This window comes from Vibrio chemaguriensis (assembly GCF_012275705.1).
In the GTDB taxonomy this organism is placed as follows: domain Bacteria; phylum Pseudomonadota; class Gammaproteobacteria; order Enterobacterales; family Vibrionaceae; genus Vibrio; species Vibrio diabolicus.
Window position 1 is genome coordinate 42306 of sequence record NZ_SHOE01000017.1, and the last position, 21458, is coordinate 63763.

Here is a 21458-nt window from a genome sequence, read left to right on the forward strand (position 1 = left end):
CAAAAACTAAAAAGCCTGATGAACACATCAGGCTTTTTTAATTCTGAATTAGGAAAGCTTACTCACCCGCCACTTTCATCGCATCCAGTAAGATTGAACCCGTTTGAATTTGCGAGCGCGTTTCAACGTCGCTACCTACGGCAACAATCTTATTGAACATGTCTTTTAGATTACCAGCAATGGTAATTTCCGATACTGGGTATTGGATTTCACCGTTCTCAACCCAAAAGCCTGCAGCACCGCGAGAGTAATCCCCCGTTACCACGTTCACGCCTTGCCCCATCACTTCTGTCACTAGCAAACCAGTGCCGAGCTCTTTAAGCATTTGTTCGAAGTTTTGACCAGTCGATTTCACGTACCAGTTGTGGATGCCACCAGCGTGACCTGTCGGCGCCATCTTCATTTTACGTGCGGCATAACTGGTTAACAGGTAAGTCGCTAGCACACCGTCAGTGATGATCTCACGATCTTGAGTGTACACGCCTTCGCTATCGAAGGGGCTTGACGCCAAACCACGTAATACATGTGGACGCTCCGAGATATTGAACCACTCAGGAAGCACTTGCTTACCAAGATGATCAAGTAGAAAAGAAGATTTACGGTACAGGTTACCACCGCTGATCGCCATAACAAGGTGACCAATCAAGCCAGTTGCAACATCAGCAGCAAACATGATTGGGTATTTACCTGTCTTTAGGCGCTGCGCATCTAAACGGTTAATCGTATTCTCTGCCGCCTTACGACCCACTGTTTCTGGCGTCCATAAGTCATCGCGATGACGTGCCACTGTGTAGCTGTAATCACGCTCCATTTCGCCATTTTGACCAACGCCAATCACACAACAGCTGGTACTGTGGCGGCTAGACGCATAGCTTGCTAATAAGCCATGGCTGTTACCATACACTTTTACACCGTAGTGGCTATCATAACTCGCGCCATCACTTTGTTTGATTGCACTGTCATAACTTAACGCTTCTTTCTCAGCGGCGATCGCCACATCGGCAGCATAATCGGGATCAGGGGCGTCTGGGTGGAAAAGATCAAGCTCAGGGATCTCTTGCACCATGTATTCTTTGGCTGCGGGCCCTGCAAATGGATCTTCAGATGTGTAATGCGCAATATCCAGCGCCGCAATAACGGTTTGCTCGATAGCAGCTTCACTTAAATCAGACGTGGAAGCACTGCCTTTACGTTGACCTCGGTAAACGGTAATGCCCAGCGCACCATCGCTGTTGAACTCGACATTTTCTACCTCGCCCATGCGAGTAGATACACTTAAACCAGTGCTTTTGGTAATTGCGACTTCGGCGGCGTCAGATTTTGCCGATGCAAGCTTTAAGGCTCTTGCGACGGCTTGCTCTAGCTCGGTACGTTGCTCAGCAACCTGCTGTTTAATATCCATTGTCTTTCACATCTTGTCTTTGATGAACAATAGGATAACAAGAATTTCGCTTTCTCCCCACGATTCTTGTTAAAATAGTCATAATATTAATCAAAACACAGGCAACTGAAATGGCACGTAAGAATCAAAAAGCGCCATGGGAACCAGAAGAAGAGATCATCTGGGTAAGCAAATCCGAGATGAAGCGAGACATGGAAGAACTGCAAAAGCTAGGTGAGGAGCTTGTCGGCCTCAAACCTGCAGTTCTAGAAAAGTTTCCATTGAGCGAAGACCTGCGAGAAGCAATTGCAGACGCACAACGCTTTAAAAACGAAGCACGTCGTCGCCAATTACAACGTATTGGTAAGTTGATGCGTTATGAAGATCCAGAGCCAATCCAAGCTGCGTTGGATAAGATTCGTAACAAGCACTCTCAATTAACGGCGGTATTCCACAAGCTTGAAGCTCTGCGTGATCGCGTGGTGGAAGAAGGTGACAAAGCCATTGATGACGTAATGGAAATGTACCCAGAGGCTGATCGTCAGCGTCTACGCCAATTGGCTCGCCAAGCATCCAAAGAGAAAAAAGCAGGGAAACCAGCAAAAGCGTACCGCGAAATCTTCCAGATCCTAAAAGGTCTCAACGAAGAAGAGTTTTAATTCGACGGCTCGATTCCAAAGAGCATTCAATTAACGAAAAAAGCAGACATGATGTCTGCTTTTTTTATCTTTTACTTAAATGTCAGCGTTACACCAAGCGATTAATACGCTCTCCGCGCTCGAAAGCGTCAATGTTCTCAATCAAGATTTCCACTAAACGTTGAATCGAAGAGTCACTACCCCATGCAACATGCGGTGTAAGTAGCAAATTGGGTAAATTCATATTGGCAATCAGCGGATTGCTCTCATCAGCTGGTTCTTGTGTAAAAACATCAAAACCAGCCGCAGCGATTTCTCCCTGTTTTAGGGCATCCACCAGCGCGTCCTCACTCACCAAGCCTCCACGCCCCGTATTAATTAGAATGGCGTTGGGCTTCATTTGTTGCAACTCTGCTTGACCAATCAAATTCTGAGTATGCTTGTTGAGCGGACAGTGCAAAGTCAACGCATCAGAACGTTTCAACACTTCCTCAAACGGCACATAACCAGGTCTACATTCTGCCGCCCCTTTACGCTCAGAAAACAACACGGTCATTCCTAACGCTTGAGCTAGATTCGCCGTCGCTTGCCCCAGCACCCCACTACCAACAACACCTAACGTGCTACCACCTATATCCCCGATTGGGTGCGTAAAAAAGCAGAACTGCTTATTACGCTGCCATTCGCCAGCGGCAATATCTTGATGGTAGCCAAATAAATTTCGGCGTAAAGCAAACAGCATCGCAATCACGTGCTCAGGCACCGAACGCGTCGCGTAACCACGTACATTGGCAACCGCAATATCATGCTTAGCACAGTAGTCCACATCGACGTTGTTAAAACCAGTCGCGGCAACCGCGATCATCCGCAATTGTGGTAGTTGCTCTAATACATTTTGGTCAAGCAGGACTTTATTGCTAATCACGATATCTGCATCTGCTAACCTTTCTATTACCTGCTCTGGCGCAGTTAAGTCGTACTCGCGCCAGTGGTGCTGAAAGCTAGGTCGTGGGACCTCAATATGTTCTGGGATGGTCGCTCGGTCCAAAAATACGATGGTCGGCAAAGACATAACAACTCCTTGTTCACGGCTGAAAGACAGGATACATCAAACACAGTAACGAAATAGCGAACTAGAAAGCACCGTTGTTGACTGCGGTTGACATTAAGGGTGTGGCAACGTTTTATAATCAGGCAATGTACGTTCTGGCGAAAAATAGTTAAAGATCATCGCCTCGGCTTCAGGATAAAAGTCACAAGGTACAAAAATACTGCTCAGCTGATCCGTGGCTGGGTGATAAAAACTTAGCTCCGCAGCGTGCAACTCTAAACGTTCTGAAAACTGATACGCCTCTTCAGTTGCATAAAATTCATCACCCACAATTGCATGACCAATCGCCATCAAATGCACGCGCAACTGATGCGATCGACCAGTAATGGGCAGTAACCGCACAACGGTCGTATGGGTGCCATCTGGATGCACTTCACGCTTCACCACTTGGAATAAAGTTTGAGATGGCTTGCCGTCGTCGAAGCATACTTTTTGTCGCGGACGATTTGGCCAATCACAAATTAATGGAAGGTCAATATTCCCTTCTTGCGGCTCGACATGCCCCCAAACACGTGCGTAATACACCTTGTGGGTGAGACGATATTGGAACTGCTTTTTTAATGCTCGCTCCGAAGGTTTGTTTTTCGCCAGCAGCATCAACCCTGATGTCGACATATCCAAGCGATGCACTACTTGGATTTCTGGATGCACTTCCTTGAGGCGGCTCCACATGCTGTCGTAATGCTCTGCAAGTCGACCAGGAACAGACAGTAACCCAGATGGCTTATTCACTGCCAGAATGTCGTCATCCTCAAAAACGATATCGACCCAAGGATCGGTGGGAGGGGTATATTCAAGCATTGCCATGGGAGATCTCTACAAAATAAAAACGCCGCGATTATATACCCAAATAGCACCCAAATGCAGGGTGCTGAAGAAAAGTTCAAACCAATAAAACAAAGTCAATCCTTTAGCATAAAAACTAAAAATAGCACGTTGTAAATTTAGTTTGACAACAAGACGCATAACTGAATAGAGTGCTAGATGCACACAGCATGATATTCGCAAAGAATACTTAAAATAAATACATCAAAACACAGCATTTAAAAGATATTACCGTTGCGCAGTATAGGGCGAGCGCTCAGCTTGTCATGTACTGCGGTATGTATCTCTTTAGAAAGATACATAAGATAAAAAGGACAATAAGCAATGGACTCCGCCGTTATAGATAAATCCCAATCCAAACTTTCCTTATTTTTTCGTTCGCTAGGCCCCGGCATATTAATGGCATCTGCTGCGGTGGGTGGCTCTCACCTCGTCGCATCAACCAAAGCTGGTGCGATTTATGGCTGGCAACTGGCGGCGCTGATTCTGCTCGTAAACCTGTTTAAATACCCTTTTTTCCGAGCGGGCGTACAGTACACCATGGGGACAGGGCTCACCTTGGTTGAGGGCTACGCGAAATTAGGTCGACCTTATCTATGGCTATTTCTATTTCTGAGCGTGGTCTCAGCCGTAATCAATACCGCCGCTTTGTTGATGTTTAGCGCTAGCTTGCTGGGCTACTTCATTCCGTTTTCACTATCAATGGCATCACTCAGTATCATTGTGATTGTCACCTGCCTGATCATATTATTTGCTGGCCATTACAAAGCGCTCGATACGCTATCTAAGGTGATCATGTCAGTGTTAACCATCGCGACTTTACTTGCCGTTTCTATCGCCTTTGGTAACCCTGTAGAGCAAGTGGCCAACTTCGAGCCACCGTCACCTTGGTCGATTGCGGCAATTGGCTTTATCGTCGTAACAATGGGCTGGATGCCAGCACCGATAGAGATCTCCTGCTTGACCTCTGCGTGGTTAAAACGCCAATCAAGCCAGCAAGAAGTAACGTATCGCTCTGCTCTATTTGACTTTAATGTCGGTTACATTGGCACGGCTTTTCTTGCCATTATCTTTGTATCGTTAGGTTCTTTGATGCTCTATGGCTCTGGCGTTGCACTTGAAAGCTCAGGCGTTGGCTTCTCCCACCAATTGGTTGGCTTATATGCGGCAACAATTGGCGAATGGTCTCGTTATTTGATCGCGGTAATTGCGTTTTTCTGTATCTTTGGCAGCACGATTACCGTTATTGATGGCTACTCACGCGTTATTTCTGACTCTCAACGTCTACTGCGCTCACAACCAGACACTAACCCTAAAACCACATCAGCGATCATGCTGGTGGTCGCCTTACTTGCATTAGGTATTGTGGTTTTCTGGGCTTCTGCGTTATTGCCTATGCTGAACTTTGCGATGATCCTCGCCTTTATGACCACGCCATTCTTTGCTCTGCTAAATTACACATTAGTGAGCAAAACCGAGTTACCTGAGCCTTTGGCTGTTGGACCTAAACTGAAGTGGTTGTCGATTGCAGGCCTGATTTACTTGTTTGGCTTCTTGGCTGTGTTTATCTGGTGGAAGTGGTTGATGTAAATGAGGTAGCTATCAGTGATTAATGCATTCCGCATAAAGAAACTAAACCGCAATTAAAGAAAAAGGTCTTCAACTGAAGACCTTTTTTAATGAGCAATAAATACTTACTTAGTTGTGGCTCACCACAATCAAACGTAGCGAGTCGAGCTGCACTTGAGCTTGGTTGATGTAACCAGTGAGCTCCTTAATTTGTGCATCAATGGCTTCAATTTCTTCGTCACGAATATTTGGGTTTACCGCTTTCAGTGCTTGCAAACGCTCAAGTTCTGCATTCAAGCTATGCTGCATATCTTGATGAGCTTGCTTGCGTACTTCCTCAACCTTCGCTTCGATAAGATTGTCCCCCGCTTCGATCAAGCGGTGTACGTCTTTCTGTACCGACGTGACCAACTTGCTGCCTAAGTGACGGTTTACAGGGCTGAGCTGGCGGTTAAAGCTTTCAAATTCCACTTGAGCAGACAAATCATTACCACGCGAGTCCATCATTAAACGGATTGGCGTTTTCGGTAAGAAGCGCGCGATACCACTGCGTTTTGGCGCTTGCGCATCTACCGCGTAAATCAACTCAAGAAGAATGGTCCCGACTGGTAGCGCTTTGTTTTTCAGTAGAGATACCGCAGACGTCCCCACCCCTTCACTCATCAGAAGATCGATACCACCTTGGATCATTGGGTGCTCCCAACTGATAAAGTGCATATCTTCACGAGATAAAGCCGTATCACGATCAAACGTGATCGTCGCCCCTTCGTATGGCAGGCCTGGGTAGCTTGGTACCATCATGTGCTCAGATGGGGTCACAATCAGTGCGTTTTCGCCTTTGTCATCTTGGTTCAAACCAATCGTGTCAAATAGAGAAAGTGCGAAGGTGACCAGATTGGTATCACCGTCGGTTGATTCAATTTTCTCAACGATTTGTTGTGCTTTTTCCCCGCCATTTGAATGCATTTCTAATAGGCGATCACGGCCTTGATCCAATTGGGATTTCAGCTCTTTATTCATTTTTGCTGACGCTTCAATGATCTCATCTAGCGTGCTGGTGTCACCAGAAGCAAGGATTTCAATCAGATCATCAGAGTACTTATCGTAAACGGCACGGCCTGTTGGGCAAGTTTCTGCAAAAGCGTTTAAACCTTCATCAAACCAGCGAGCAAGAATGGCTTGCGAGGTACCTTTCAGGTAAGGAACATGAATGTCGATGTCGCGGTTCTGGCCGATACGGTCCAAACGACCGATACGTTGCTCAAGCAAGTCAGGGTTGAACGGCAAGTCAAACATGACTAATTGGTTGGCAAACTGGAAGTTACGGCCTTCAGAGCCGATTTCACTACAGATCAGAACCTGTGCACCGCCTTCTTCTTGCGCAAAGTAAGCCGCAGCTTTGTCGCGCTCAAGAATCGACATGCCTTCGTGGAAGACCGTCGCACGGATGCCTTCACGCTCACGCAGTGCTTGCTCCAATTGCAGAGCCGTACTTGCACGAGAGGCAATCACCAGAATTTTCTCGCTGCGCTTCTCTTTTACCTTTTCAAGTAACCAATTCACGCGCGAGTCAAATTGCCACCAGCTTGCATCATCGCCTTCAAATTCTTGGAAGATCTCTTCTGGGTAAAGGTTCTTCATTGCACGTGCTTCAGAGCTCATCTTACCGCCGATCATCCCAGCAACACGCATTGACGTGGTGTATTGCGGTGGAATATCCATTGGCATCAGGTGTACGTTACGCGCAGGGAAGCCTTTGATAGCCGCACGTGTGTTACGGAACAGAACACGTCCCGTACCGTGACGATCCATCAAGTTGTCGATCAACTCTTGGCGCGCTGACGCTTTCGCTTCTTCGTCAGTCTCACTCTCGATTATGCGGAAAAGTGGTTCTACGTCTTGTTCAGACAACAATTCAGTAATCTGGTTTTTCGCTTCATCAGGCAGTTTTTCACCAGAGAAGAGTGACGTAATCGCATCTGCTACAGGCGCGTATTGCTCTTCTTCCTCGACGAACGCTTCGTAATCGTAGAAACGGTCAGGATCCAGCAAACGCAGACGAGCAAAGTGGCTTTCACGACCAAGCTGTTCTGGCGTTGCCGTCAATAGCAGTACGCCCGGAGTGCGTTCAGCCAAGCCTTCCACTACTTGGTATTCACGGCTTGGTTTATCTTGGCTCCACTCAAGGTGATGCGCTTCATCGACAACCAGTAGGTCCCATTCACCTTCCAGTGCTTGTTCAAAACGCTTGCGGCTCTTGCGTAGGAAATCCAAAGAACACAGCACGTATTGCTGAGTATCAAATGGGTTTTCTGCATCCGCAAAAGCTTCGATACAGCGCTCTTCGTCAAAGATAGAGAAATGCAGATTGAAACGACGCATCATCTCAACCAGCCATTGATGCTGCAGTGTTTCAGGCACCACAATCAAAATACGTTCTGCACGGCCAGACAGCACTTGCTGGTGAATGATCATGCCCGCTTCGATGGTTTTACCCAAACCCACTTCATCCGCCAGTAATACGCGTGGCGCGTGGCGACGGCCAACTTCGTGCGCGATGTAAAGCTGATGAGGGATCAAACCTGCACGCATACCACACAAGCCACGCATTGGACTCTTATGCTGCTCAAACTGGTTGGTTAGCGCACGGTAACGCAGAACAAAGTTGTCCATGCGATCGATTTGACCGGCGTACAACTTATCTTGAGGTTTATTAAAACGAATTTGGTTGCTCAGAAAAATCTCACGCAGAACAACGGCGGTTTCTTGCGTGTCTTCACGAGTACCGAAATAGGTGTATAGACCTTCATCTTCCAGTACTTCTTCAACTTTTAGAGACCAACCTTCTTGACAGTCGATGACATCACCAACGTTAAAGGTGACTCGGGTAACAGGTGCATCGTTACGTGCGTAAACTCGGTTTTCCTCTGACGCTGCAAACATCAATGTCACAGTACGAGCATCCATTGCTACAACGGTACCTAAACCTAAATCGCTTTCCGTATCGCTAATCCAGCGCTGCCCCAAAGCAAATGTCATGAATTGACTACCTCGTTATTAGTTCTTGATTCGTGTTTCTTGTGGGTCTACTCATGCCCGTAGGCATGGATAATAGTTTAGATCTGATTCTGGCTTCTGCTATGCCGATAGCATTCGTCATTCCAGTATGAACTGAGTATTTTTAAGCCAGCTCAACATGATAAATCGGACGTAGCCTATACGCAGAAAAAGGTCGCTAATCTTACTTGAAGCTGTGATTTAGGTCACGCCGAAACCGCATCAAGCGGAAACTTTTTTTCCCAAACTATAAATGCAATCAAATTGTAAAATACTCATGCCAATTATTAAGTTGTAGAACGTAAATATTACGTATACTTCTAGTGAGGGGCGTTTAAAACCATTGCATATGATTTAAGCGCGTTAGTACACGATTAGGATCAACACGGGTTTGCAGTAAGTTGTCTTGCTACTCGGTTGCACACTAACCGACATCAGCCCGACAACCTCTATTGCAAGCAATCAGAGTTAGGCCGCTTCACACCTATTTGAGAACGACCTAACCACTCGCATGCAGAGCCGTATTACGGCAAGGAGACGCTATGGGCGATACCGATCGGAAACTGTTTGTACTTGATACCAACATTCTTCTTCATGAACCCTTTGCCATCTTCTCTTTCCAAGAACACGATGTCGTTATCCCCATGACCGTGTTGGAAGAACTCGACCGAATCAAAGACAGCAAACGCGATGTCGCAAGAGACGCTCGCGTGGCTATTCGCGCTTTGGAAGATTTGTTTAAAGAAGCAACGCCCGATGAAATTTCTGAAGGTATTCCTGTTTCTAAAGACAGCCCCGACCAAGGCACCATTTCCATTTTGGCGGATTTTGAACTGCAGGAAACCGTCAAAGCCTTCGCCGACAAAGCCGGTGACAACCGCATACTCAATGCGGTGCTTTATCTGCAAAACAAACGAGCACCACGTGAAGTGGTACTGATCACGAAAGACATTAACATGCGTCTGCGCGCTAAAGGTGCTGGCGTACGTTTTGTTGAAGACTACCGAACCGATCAACTGATTGACGACATTCAATACCTCACCAAAGGCTTTCAACTGCGTGAGGGGGACTTCTGGAGTGATATTGAGGAAGTGGAAAGTTATGCGCTGGGCGGAAAAACCTATCACAAGCTCAGTCGTGAACCTTTTGAACCAACCTTTATTAACCAATATGTGATTGATGAAGACAGCGACTTTGCTGGCCGCGTAGAAACCATCAATGAAGACAAATTAACGCTACTCGACCTGAGCCGCGAACGCATGATGCACCGTAAGGCTTGGGACATCACACCAAAAAACATCTACCAAGGAATGGCGTTGGATGCCTTACTTGACCCGGATATTGACCTGGTGATTTTAACCGGTGCCGCTGGTAGTGGTAAAACGCTATTAGCCATGGCAGCAGCACTGGAGCAAACCATTGAAAAAGGCATGTTCGATAAAATTATCGTGACGCGTAACACGCCAGATATCGGTGAATCCATCGGCTTCCTACCCGGCTCAGAAGAGGAGAAGATGATGCCGTGGTTAGCGGCGGTGACCGATACCTTGGAAGCGCTACATAAACACGATCACTGCACTGAAGGCTCACTGAAGTACATCTGCGATAAAGCCAATATTCAGTTTAAATCGATCAACTTTATGCGTGGCCGTTCTATTCAAAATGCGTTTGTGCTGCTTGATGAGTGTCAAAACCTCACCGCTTCACAAATCAAAACCATCATCACCCGCTGCGGCGAAGGAACCAAAATCGTCTGCTCCGGTAACTTGGCGCAGATTGACTCCCATTACCTCACCCCTGTGACCTCTGGTTTGACCTACATGGTTGAACGCTTCAAGAACTTTGAAGGCAGCGCGAATATTCACCTTAACGGCGTGGTTCGTAGCCGCTTGGCAGAGTTTGCCGAAGAGAACCTGTAAGTCGACATCGACTCACAAAAACAAAAGAGCGCTCTAATAAGCGCTCTTTTTACAACGATTCGAATGAGTTACTCAGTACCACCCACCGTCAGTGAGTCCAATTTCAAGGTCGGCTGACCAACGCCAACTGGCACACTTTGTCCAGCTTTACCACATACGCCAACGCCCTTGTCGATACTTAAGTCGTTACCAACCATCGACACTTGTTGCATGGCTTCAATACCAGAGCCAATCAACGTCGCACCTTTAACAGGGCGCGTAATTTTGCCGTTTTCAATTAAGTACGCTTCCGATGCGGAGAACACAAACTTACCCGAAGTAATGTCCACCTGACCGCCACCAAAGTTTGGCGCATACAACCCTTTTTCTACCGTCGAGATGATTTCTTCTGGCGTATGCTCACCTGGAAGCATGTAGGTGTTGGTCATACGCGGCATCGGCAAATGTGCATACGACTCACGACGACCGTTACCTGTTGGGTTCACACCCATTAACCGCGCGTTTAGCTTGTCTTGCATGTAACCTTTCAGCACACCATTTTCGATAAGCGTGTTGTACTGGCCATTCACCCCTTCATCATCCACATTGAGTGAACCACGAAGGTCTTTTAATGTACCGTCATCAACAATGGTACACAGTGAAGACGTCACTTGTTGACCCATTTTGCCAGAGAAAACCGAAGATTCCTTACGGTTAAAGTCACCTTCTAAGCCATGACCTACCGCCTCATGTAGCAATACGCCTGGCCAACCTGAGCCCAATACCACTGGCATCATGCCTGCTGGCGCGGCTTCTGCTTCAAGGTTAACCAACGCCATGCGAATCGCTTCGTCTGCATAATGGAAAGCTTGTTTCACACCATTGCTTTCCGTTAAAAAGAAATCGTAACCAAAACGGCCACCGCCACCAGCGCTACCTCGTTCACGTCGTTCACCTTTTTGAGCGAGCACGCTAATAGACAAACGTACCAAAGGACGAATATCGCCTGCATAAGTACCGTCTGTTGCCGCAACAAGCATCTGCTCATGCACACCGCTGATGCTGATCGAGACTTCTTTAATCAATGGTTCTTTAGTGCGGATGTAAGCATCTAGAGACTTAAGTAATTCTGTTTTTTGCTGCTTTTCCCATTCAGCTAGTGGATTCACAGCCGCGTAGTACGCTTGGTTCTCCGTACGTTTAAACGCATGAACTTTGCCATTTTGCCCTTGCTGAGCAATACCGCGCGCCGCCATTGCACTCTGCTTCAGGCCTTCAGGCTGGATTTGATCAGAGTAGGCAAAGCCTGTTTTTTCGCCAGTTACGGCGCGGACACCAACACCACAATCAATGTTAAAAGAGCCATCTTTGATGATGCTGTCTTCTAGAACCAGAGACTCATGCCAGCTGGACTGAAAGTAAATGTCCGCATAATCGATCTGGCGTGTCGCAATGCTGGCAAGCGTGTCAGCAATGTCTTGTTCTGTCAGACCATTTGGGGCAAGGAGTGCCTGTTCTATTTGGTTTGTGCTCATAGTTAGCTCTTTTATTTCCGTCTCAATTCATTTTGAAAGCGACTGTGTTGAGTCAGCGGCATATTCTGCCTTACTTGTTGGCTTTGTGACAAATCTATCTCTGTCACTAACAAGCCTACTTCATCCTGAAGCTGCTTATGGATACGTCCCCAAGGGTCAACGACCATCGAGTGTCCCCATGTTTTTCGTCCACATGGATGCGTTCCAGTTTGTCCGCTTGCCAAAATCCAACATTGTGTCTCAATCGCTCTAGCTCGCAATAATACTTCCCAGTGAGCTTGCCCCGTCACAGCGGTAAACGCAGCAGGCACCACAATGATATCCGCGCCTTCTTGGCGTAATACTTTATAAAGCTCAGGGAAACGAAGATCGTAACAGATGCTCAATCCAACGCTGCCGATATCGGTTTCCGCCACGACTATTTGATTACCCGCCATAAACGTGTCCGACTCACGATAACTACCATAACCATCGGCTACGTCGACATCAAACATATGCAGTTTGTCATAGTGAGCAATGCATTTACCGTGCGGCGGCAATACAAGCGTTGTGGTCGTGACACCTTTTGCGGTTTGAATGGGCATGCTTCCGGCAATCAGTGTTAACTGGTTCTTTCTTGCGATTTCAGAGAGCCGCTGTTGAATCACGCCACTCCCAAGTGGCTCTGCATGTTGATGGTACGCTTCGCGGTGGGCAAACAGCACCGTATTTTCAGGGGTAAGGACAAGCTTGGCACCTTGCTTACTCGCCAAAGCACACTGTTTTTCAATAAAGTCCAGATTCGCAGTGATATCAGGACCCGATGTCATTTGAATAATGCCAACACGTTCCATGTGTTTCCTCCTTATTCCATTTTAGTCGGTGAGTTATTTGGCCTGTTCACGCAGCTTTTCTGGCAGTTTGTATTCACCTTTACTTCGCGAAATTTCTTTCACCGTTGGTGAATCTAGTGGGCCTTTCACTTCATAATTGACTTGAGTGAAGACCTCAACCACCGGAGAAATAACTGTTGAGATGGCTAAAACATACAACGCGGTTTGTGGCGCTACTGCAAACGCGGTCAGCATTGGTAGGCCTGATGTGATGTCTGGGGTGAACTTCACTTCCGCATCGACCATTCTGCTGTTCATATTGGCGATGCCGCGGATCTGCATTTCCCCTGCTAACGCATCCATCACGATATCGTTGGTGATAAATACGCCATCTTGGATTTTGCCCGTGCCTGTGATCGAGTTAAACGCCATGCCTTTGTCGAATACGTCGGTAAAGTCGAGCTGCATCTTACGGATGATAGAATCCAAACTGAACAGACCTAACAAACGTGCCGCACCACTGACTTCACTGATCACGCCTTTACCAAATTCCGTTGAGACATTCCCTTGCAAGGTTTGTGTCTTCATCGACCAAGGCGCGCCGTCCCATTCCATATTGGCGTTGATCTCAAATGGTGCCTGCTGAATACCTGATGTGATACCAAAGCGCTCCATAAGGTCAGTGTTGTTATCACCTTTCATTTTCATGGTTAAGTTGGAATGGCTGCTCTCTTTTGTCAGGTCCCACCAACCGCTCATATCAATGCGGTTTTTGCCGCTGCTAAAGGTGATATTTTTCCACTCCAAACGATTCTCGCAACGCTGCAAATCAACATTCACCTTCCCCACTTTGTAACCTTGCAACCAAAAATCATCGATGTTCAAAGTTAAGTTTGGCATCTCAGCGTGAAACTGGCGGTCAAAATTGGTAATCAAAGGCGCATTTTGGTCTTCACTGGCAAAGAGCGAGCTACGCTCTTTGGTCATCTCTTCAAACCCTGGAATATACAGGTGCAAGTGCTCCAAAGAGACCGATAAGTCATAAGGTTTCAGATAGTTAGCCTTACCTTTAACCTCTTGACTGTCCACATCGAGTTGCCAGCTCAAATTCTTTTTGCTTGCGGAGAAGTCCACATCATGAAACTCAATCCCACCAAGCTGCAAGTTTGGCGTTTCAACATCAATCCGTGTCGGCAATGGAATACTCGGCGTCTTCATGCTTGCCAGAACAGATGAGGATTGCTTACCTTCCGAGCCCTGAACCAGCTCTGCCCACTGGTCTAAATTAAGCTCAGCGACACGCACTGATGCATCGTGTCCGACAATAGGGCTGATCCTGAAACCACCTTTGCCGACCATTAAATGAGTCGCCGTCAGAACAGGTACCTCGCCAGTTATATCTATCTCGGTTTGATACTTAGCATTTGGGATCTGTAGTCTTGCTGAAATACTTTCTTGGTTGCCGGATGCCTGCAGTTTTGCTTGCCCGGATTCACCAACTTGTTTCGCTAGCGGATAGGGATATTGACTCGCTAAACGATTTAGCTGCGCCAACACATCAAGTTGATAGGTGAAGCCTACATCATTAAGTTGTAAGTCAATGTCCATTTGCCACGGCGCATGCCCAGAAACAAGCTTTAACCAACGCTCACCAACATAAGGTTTGAGAGGCTCAACGTCCCAATCCCCTAATGTATTAATCGTCACATTGTAGCCCTGTTCCGCACTCTCACCACGAAAATCGAGGGAGATAGGCTGGGTAAGCAACTCTGCAGACAAACCCGATGTGGTGACCACATCATTATCGAAGTGGATACGCCCTGTGGCTTTCTCCAGCGTCATTGGCGGCGCTTCAATATCGACACGGTTTTCAGTTAAATCGGCATAACCCCAAGCACGGGACTCTTTTTCAAAATCAAACGGAATGTTGAGCTGGAACTCAGAGTAAACCGGACCACTCACTTGCAGCGCCGTCAACGCTGCCCCGACCGAGTCCACCAATGGCGTCGCCATCATGTAGTCACGAACTTCATTGCCCGGCGCGCTCGCTTTGGCTTCAATCTCAATGTGTCCACCTTCCGCCAACTCAGGGATTCGCCCAGTAATACGCTTGGCATGAACACCATTTAGCGTGGCGGACTTTGAATCCAAATACATGGCATCATTTTCAAACAGCAAGTCCAGCTGCAGATCCGTGATGGTTGGCCACGCCGTATCAAAGCTAAATTTCGCGTCTTTTAAACCGACCCACGCCTGAAACATGCCATTATGATCTTTGTAAGGAAAATCCCCTAACTCGCCATACCACAGCAGCTTAGCCGTATTCACTTTACCGCCTTGAATCGCAGTCGATAGGTAATCCGTTAAGTCTTGTCCGAGTGCCAGAGTCGGCAGGTAACGCCATGTTTCACCTGCGTTATAAAGATCCGCCTCAGCATAAAACGATAAAAATGGGCTTTGTTCTTTTGGAAAATCAAGACGGAATGCTCCTAGTACTTGAAGATCTGGTGTCGCTGCCGTCACTTTATCAGACCACAAGCGCCAGCCGCTCTCATCTTGTTGCCAAATAATATCGACTTCACCTTGTTTGATATTCAGCGGAGCTTGAAATACATCACCGTACGGAAATACATCATCAATGACGGTTACTTTCGCTTTGGCTTGTTCTAAATCACCAGATACACTGCCCTGTACATGATGGAATCCTGGTAGCAGTTCCCATTGCGTCATCGCAAGCTCATCCAGTTCCGCGGAGTAGCGTAACGTATCTAAGCCACCGTTCATGGACAAGCGAACATCTTCAACTCGGCCTTTCGGTGCCAGTTTGTTGATAAGATCACTGGTCGATTCCGACTCTGGAGCCAATTTGATGAGCGGAATAAGTGCTTCGATATCGAGTTGAGAAAGGTTGAGCGTCCAACCATTCGGTTGCCAATCAAACGCTGCGTCTAATTCCGGCCAAGGGGTGTTGTCGGTTCGGATCCGAAGTGAGTGACCATTTACTTTCCAACCTTGTTTATCTGGTCGAAGATTGAAAATACCTGACTCGATAAACAGCTCATGACGACCGTTTTCATTCCACACCAGCTCAGAAGGCAACAGTTCAACATACGCATCATTCGGTTGGCTGTGTTTCAGCGTCAGCCAAGTGTTTAAGCTGACCTTACCCGACTCAGCACCCGACTCTTCTTGCATGTAAGTGGTTAACCAAGGCGTCACTGAGACATCTTGGGCACTTACGTAAAACTCACCAGACACATCACGCAGCGAACCATGGTCTTTAAAGTTAGCGCTCACTAACAGTGAATTCAGACGAACATCGGCAATGTTCACGGTGCCTTCAGCTAAGTGATGCTTGCCTTGGTTGCTCCAACGGAGCTGCTCGATATCTAAACGGCGAGTCTCACCAGATACCGATTTATACCAAATCCGTGAGTCGGTAATGGTGAAGTCTTCAAACTGACGTAAAAGAAGTGAGTCGAGTTGGTCGATGAGCTTCACTTCGCTCTTGTCCACACTCGGTTCCTGCTCTTGACGACTAGAGGTCGGCAGAATGTCTACGGTGTGAATATCCAGAGCGAGGTTATGGATGGTGAGGTCTGCGACCACCGGTTTGAGTTGCAAAAGAGATTGAATGAGATCGAATTCAATTTGGATTTCTTCAACGGCAAAGCGTGCATCCTGAATATTCGGCAGGTTCGCTTCTAAACCGAGTAGCGCGATGGAGGGGTGATTATTGCGCCACGTCCCTGCGACGTTGGCGATAGAAAAGTCAAAACCTGTGTCCTGCTTGACCCAGGTTTTGATCTCATCTTGGAAGTGGTTAAGTTGTGGCAATGTGACGCGCAGTGTGGTTACTAATATGGCCAATAACACCAATACAGCAACTAAACTCCACGCACAAAAACGCCCAAAACGGTTAACACCAGAATTCACAAATGTTCCAAATTACATCATTACGACGTCAAACTGTTCCTGAATGTACAGGGGCTCAGCCTGAACTCGCACTTGCTTGCCAATAAATACTTCGAGCTCAGCCAATGCATGAGACTCATCACCCAACAGCGCTTCAGCGACAAACGGCGATGCGTACACAACAAAATTATCGGCGTCGTAAGCACGGTTTACACGAGTAATCTCGCGTAATATCTCAAAGCACACGGTTTCAACCGTTTTCACGCTACCACGGCCCTCACAAGTAGGACAGCCAGAACACAAGATATGTTCAATACTTTCTCGTGTGCGCTTACGCGTCATCTCGACTAAGCCGAGCTGAGTAAAGCCGTTGATGTTGGTTTTTACTCGGTCTTTAGCCAGTGCGGTTTCCAATGAGGTAAGCACTCGCTGACGGTGCTCTTCGGATGCCATATCGATAAAGTCGATGATGATGATGCCGCCAAGATTACGCAAACGCAGCTGACGAGCAATAGCTTGCGTTGCCTCAATGTTGGTATTAAAGATGGTCTCTTCAAGATTACGACGACCAACAAATGCACCAGTGTTGATGTCGATAGTTGTCATGGCTTCAGTTTGATCGATGATCAAGTAGCCACCCGACTTTAGCTCAACCTTGCGCTCTAAAGAACGCTGAATTTCATTCTCGGTGTCGTACATGTCAAAGATTGGCTTGTCACCTTCGTAAAGCTCAAGCTTGTCTGTTAACTCAGGTACATACTCAGAAGTGAATTCTTTCAGGTTTTCATATTCGAGGCGGGAGTCGACCATGATTTTATCGAGCTCTGTGCCGACAAAATCACGCAGAATGCGCTGGGCTAAACCAAGTTCACCGTAAAGCGTTGAACGCGTTTTGTATTTTGAACGACGCTCCATGACTTTTAGCCACAAGCGCTTAAGAAATGCCGCGTCTTGAGAAAGCTCTTTTTCATCTGCGCCTTCCGCTGCGGTACGAATGATAAAACCACCGTGCTCATCACAGTAATGATTCACCACTTTTTTCAGACGCTCGCGCTCTTTCTCACTCTCAATACGCTGCGAAACACCGACATGACTGGCCCCCGGCATAAAAACAAGATAACGCGAAGGTAAGGTGATATCCGTCGTTAAACGCGCGCCTTTCGTACCGAGCGGATCTTTGACCACTTGTACAACAATGTCTTGCCCCTGACGTACCAGCTCAGAGATATCACGGACTTGAAACTGCTGTTTTTCGTTCTCTGCCACACATTCGGTATGCGGGACAATATCTGACGCATGTAAAAACGCCGCTTTATCTAAACCGATATCGACGAAAGCCGCTTGCATACCTGGCAGTACTCGGCTGACTTTGCCTTTGTATATATTGCCCACAATGCCGCGACGCGATTCGCGCTCGATATGTATTTCTTGTAGTACTCCACCTTCAATCATGGCCACACGAGTTTCACTCGGGGTCACGTTAAGCAGCAATTCTGCACTCATGTGCACACCTCAAAACAATTATAAAAATTCTTGAATTAGCTGATCGGTTTCGAACAAAGGTAAGCCTACTACAGCGTGATAACTGCCTTCGATTCGGGTGACAAATCGCCCTCCGAGTCCCTGAATACCATAACTTCCAGCTTTATCGCATGGCTCTCCTGACTGCCAATATTGTTCGATTTCTTCGTGAGTCAGTTGTTTGAACCACACGTCAGTGGTGACGACCACTGAATGTTGTTGTTCCGATGATACGACACTCACCGCAGTCATCACTTGATGACGACGACCCGATAAGTCAGTAAGCATACGCTTTGAATCTTCAAAACTTTTTGGTTTTTCTAGCACACGGTCATCGCATACTACGACCGTATCAGAGCCCAATACAACGGAATCAGGCTTAGCCAACGCTAAGCCTGCCTGAGCTTTTTCCAAAGAAAGACGCAACACGTAATCTCGTGCTTGCTCATGAGCCTGTTTAGCTTCCTCAATATCAGGCAATACGATCTCAAAGTCATAACCTAGTTGAGCAAGCAGCTCTTTTCTTCTCGGAGAACCCGAAGCGAGAACGAGAGATAAGCTTTTCTTCACCGCTTTACCTTACGTGCCATGCACGACGAACTCGTCGCATTAATAAAAACATCCATGGCCAAAGTATACAGTTTATTGCTGCCGTCCACAGAGATAATGGATTAAATACTACGTCCTGGTTCAAATATTCCCCACAGAATATCAAAACTTCCAATAACGCAGTAAAAAAGGCAATTAAAATCGACTGTTGCCACAATGCCATGTTACGAATCAATAGGAAATTCAACGCCACCAGATAGATGACAATCGACATCATCATGCCGCGAATTCCAAGCGTTGAGCCGATCAAGATATCCCATAATAAGCCCAGCACTAGCGCGGTTCCAACGTTCACTCGGTGCGGCAGTGCCAACACCCAATAACACGTAACAAGGAACAACCATGATGGACGTAAAACATCTAACACTCCTGGCCACGGAATGGTTTGTAATACCAGCGCAACGAAGAAACTGACACCAATCACCATTCGGCTACTCACTACATTATTGGCCATCAGTTACCTCTTGCTCTTCTTGCTCTAACCCTTCTTCCACATTGGATCGCAGCACTTTGTGTTGACGATCTTCATTCGGCCAAATCAGCAGTAGGTAACGTAAACGATCAAACTCTACAACTGGCTCAGCCTTGATTGACGCAAACTCTTGGCGCGTATCGTGATCCACATTGGTAACCGTCGCGACTGGGTACCCCTCTGGGTAAATCCCACCTAGGCCGGATGTCACCAATAGATCGCCAACCTGAATATCAGTACTGGTTGGAATGTGCTCCAGTTGGATTTCATCCATTTCACCATTGCCCGACGCGATCACTCGAATATCGTTACGGATCACCTGGACAGGAATCGCATTTTTCGCATCCGTTAGCAACAGAACACGTGCGTTGTGCGCTGCGACAAACGTGACCTGACCAACAATGCCTTTTTCGTTGATCACTGGCTGTCCGACGTACACACCGTCTATTTGTCCTTTATCAATCACCACTTGATGACGATAAGGTGAGGTATCAACCGCCATCACTTCAGTTACGACTTTCTTTTCATCCCGGACAAATGAAGAGCCTAACAATTTGCGTAGACGTTGGTTTTCTTCTTTATATTGATCGAGCAAGATCAGCTCGCTTTTCAGGCGTAGCACTTCTCGCTTTAAGTTGCGATTGCCTTCAACTAATGCCTGACGAGTATTAAAACGTTCAAATACGCCATCGAACATGCTGCGAGGCAAATTGGCTGCGTATTGAATGGGCGCAACCATACTGTTCAATAAGTATCGGACGTTGGAAAACGTATCTAGACGACTATCAGCCAGCATTAAGCTCGCCGACACGATGACAGCAAAAAACAGACGTAATTGCAGAGACGGACCTCTGCCAAAAATCGGTTTCATCTTGTTTTTGACCTGATTGCTTCCATGATTATTGAGCCTTACTTGGCAACCTAAAAATACTTAAATAAATACTTTTAGGTATGGAGCATGTTTGAATTACAGAGAGAGCAGAAATGAAGGTGAAGCCCGACATGAGCTTCACCTAAACCTTTATTCTTCAGAGAACAGATCGCCACCGTGCATGTCGATCATTTCTAGTGCTTTACCGCCACCACGCGCAACACACGTTAGTGGATCTTCCGCGATAACCACAGGGATACCGGTTTCTTCCATTAATAGACGATCGAGATCTTTCAGTAGCGCGCCACCACCAGTCAGAACCATGCCGTTTTCAGAAATGTCTGAAGCAAGCTCTGGTGGACACTGCTCTAGTGCAACCATGACTGCTGAGACGATGCCAGATAGCGGCTCTTGAAGCGCTTCTAGGATCTCGTTTGAGTTCAGGCTAAAGCTGCGTGGCACACCCTCTGCAAGGTTGCGACCGCGAACTTCAATCTCTTGAACTTCATCGCCAGGGTAAGCAGAACCGATTTCGTGTTTGATCTTTTCAGCCGTGGCTTCACCAATCAAGCTGCCGTAGTTACGACGTACGTAGTTAATTACCGCTTCATCAAAGCGGTCACCACCGATACGTACAGACGATGAGTAAACCACACCGTTTAGAGAGATAACGGCAACTTCAGTTGTACCACCACCGATATCTACCACCATTGAACCAGTCGGCTCAGACACGCGCAGGCCTGCACCAATTGCTGCCGCCATTGGCTCGTCGATTAGGTAAACTTCACGCGCGCCAGCACCGAGAGCTGATTCACGAATTGCGCGACGCTCAACTTGGGTAGAACCACAAGGAACACAAACAAGAACACGTGGGCTTGGCTTTAGGATGCTGTTGTCATGCACTTGTTTGATAAAGTGCTGAAGCATTTTTTCGGTTACGTAGAAATCAGCGATTACGCCGTCTTTCATTGGGCGGATAGCGGAAATGTTGCCAGGTGTACGACCAAGCATCTGTTTTGCTGCGTGACCGACTGCAGCAACGCTTTTTGCAGAACCTACACGATCTTGACGAATAGCAACTACAGAAGGTTCATCAAGGACAATACCTTGCCCTTTTACGTAAATTAGAGTGTTGGCTGTACCTAAATCGATAGATAGATCGTTAGAAAACATGCCACGAAGTTTCTTAAACATACTCTTCGCTCATCCTGCAAAAATATAGAAGACAAAAATTGCTCTAAATG

15 protein-coding genes are annotated in these 21458 nt (G+C 47.0%); 3 read left to right on the top strand and 12 right to left on the bottom strand.

The annotated features are described in order from the left end of the window. Positions 1–58: 58 nt before the first annotated feature. Entirely contained in the window at positions 59–1402 is a 1344-nt protein-coding gene (pmbA, locus tag EX191_RS16130) for a metalloprotease PmbA (RefSeq protein WP_005396252.1), read from the bottom strand. Positions 1403–1512: 110 nt separating this feature from the next. Here pmbA and yjgA point away from each other — a divergent pair, with 110 nt between their 5' ends. After that, positions 1513–2040, top strand: a complete 528-nt coding sequence (gene yjgA / locus EX191_RS16135; protein WP_193448048.1) for a ribosome biogenesis factor YjgA — start codon at positions 1513–1515, stop codon at positions 2038–2040. A gap of 88 nt (positions 2041–2128) precedes the next feature. Here yjgA and EX191_RS16140 read toward each other — a convergent pair whose 3' ends face one another. Together EX191_RS16140 and EX191_RS16145 are read right to left on the bottom strand one after the other, a co-directional pair. After that, positions 2129–3091 carry a D-2-hydroxyacid dehydrogenase gene (locus EX191_RS16140; protein ID WP_193448049.1) on the bottom strand — a complete coding sequence of 321 codons (963 nt, stop codon included), beginning with the start codon at positions 3089–3091 and terminating at the stop codon, positions 2129–2131. Between the two features lie 93 nt (positions 3092–3184). Next, positions 3185–3937, bottom strand: coding sequence for a pseudouridine synthase (locus tag EX191_RS16145; RefSeq protein ID WP_193448050.1), 753 nt, complete (start codon positions 3935–3937; stop codon positions 3185–3187). A gap of 342 nt (positions 3938–4279) precedes the next feature. Here EX191_RS16145 and EX191_RS16150 point away from each other — a divergent pair, with 342 nt between their 5' ends. After that, positions 4280–5545, top strand: a complete 1266-nt coding sequence (locus EX191_RS16150; RefSeq protein WP_176320782.1) for an NRAMP family divalent metal transporter — start codon at positions 4280–4282, stop codon at positions 5543–5545. Positions 5546–5653: 108 nt separating this feature from the next. Here the strand turns inward: EX191_RS16150 and rapA are convergent, their stop codons facing one another. After that, positions 5654–8563, bottom strand: coding sequence for an RNA polymerase-associated protein RapA (gene rapA / locus EX191_RS16155; RefSeq protein WP_193448051.1), 2910 nt, complete (start codon positions 8561–8563; stop codon positions 5654–5656). Between the two features lie 560 nt (positions 8564–9123). Between rapA and EX191_RS16160 the strand changes: the two genes are divergently transcribed. Then, a complete protein-coding gene (locus tag EX191_RS16160; RefSeq protein ID WP_006742346.1) occupies positions 9124–10500 on the top strand; it encodes a PhoH family protein in 1377 nt (458 codons plus the stop codon). Positions 10501–10568: 68 nt separating this feature from the next. Here EX191_RS16160 and tldD read toward each other — a convergent pair whose 3' ends face one another. The 8 genes from tldD to EX191_RS16200 all read right to left on the bottom strand — a co-directional run bounded on the left by tldD (position 10569) and on the right by EX191_RS16200 (position 21408). Next, positions 10569–12014: a metalloprotease TldD gene (gene tldD, locus EX191_RS16165; RefSeq protein ID WP_047009150.1), complete on the bottom strand. Its 1446-nt coding sequence runs from the start codon at positions 12012–12014 to the stop codon at positions 10569–10571. An 11-nt stretch (positions 12015–12025) separates the two neighbouring features. Next, a complete protein-coding gene (locus EX191_RS16170; RefSeq protein WP_193448052.1) occupies positions 12026–12847 on the bottom strand; it encodes a carbon-nitrogen hydrolase family protein in 822 nt (273 codons plus the stop codon). 33 nt (positions 12848–12880) lie between these two features. Beyond that, positions 12881–16762 carry a YhdP family protein gene (locus tag EX191_RS16175; protein WP_193448053.1) on the bottom strand — a complete coding sequence of 1294 codons (3882 nt, stop codon included), beginning with the start codon at positions 16760–16762 and terminating at the stop codon, positions 12881–12883. Positions 16763–16774: 12 nt separating this feature from the next. Further along, positions 16775–18244: a ribonuclease G gene (gene rng, locus EX191_RS16180; protein ID WP_005381138.1), complete on the bottom strand. Its 1470-nt coding sequence runs from the start codon at positions 18242–18244 to the stop codon at positions 16775–16777. Between the two features lie 18 nt (positions 18245–18262). Further along, positions 18263–18832, bottom strand: coding sequence for a Maf family protein (locus tag EX191_RS16185; protein WP_104970986.1), 570 nt, complete (start codon positions 18830–18832; stop codon positions 18263–18265). Positions 18833–18836: 4 nt separating this feature from the next. Beyond that, entirely contained in the window at positions 18837–19325 is a 489-nt protein-coding gene (mreD, locus tag EX191_RS16190) for a rod shape-determining protein MreD (RefSeq protein WP_012841380.1), read from the bottom strand. Further along, positions 19315–20214 carry a rod shape-determining protein MreC gene (gene mreC / locus EX191_RS16195; RefSeq protein ID WP_046873599.1) on the bottom strand — a complete coding sequence of 300 codons (900 nt, stop codon included), beginning with the start codon at positions 20212–20214 and terminating at the stop codon, positions 19315–19317. Before mreC ends, mreD begins: the two co-directional genes overlap by 11 nt. Positions 20215–20364: 150 nt before the next feature. Further along, positions 20365–21408 (bottom strand): rod shape-determining protein, encoded by a 1044-nt coding sequence (locus tag EX191_RS16200; protein ID WP_005381144.1) that lies wholly within the window; start codon positions 21406–21408, stop codon positions 20365–20367. Positions 21409–21458 lie beyond the last annotated feature (50 nt).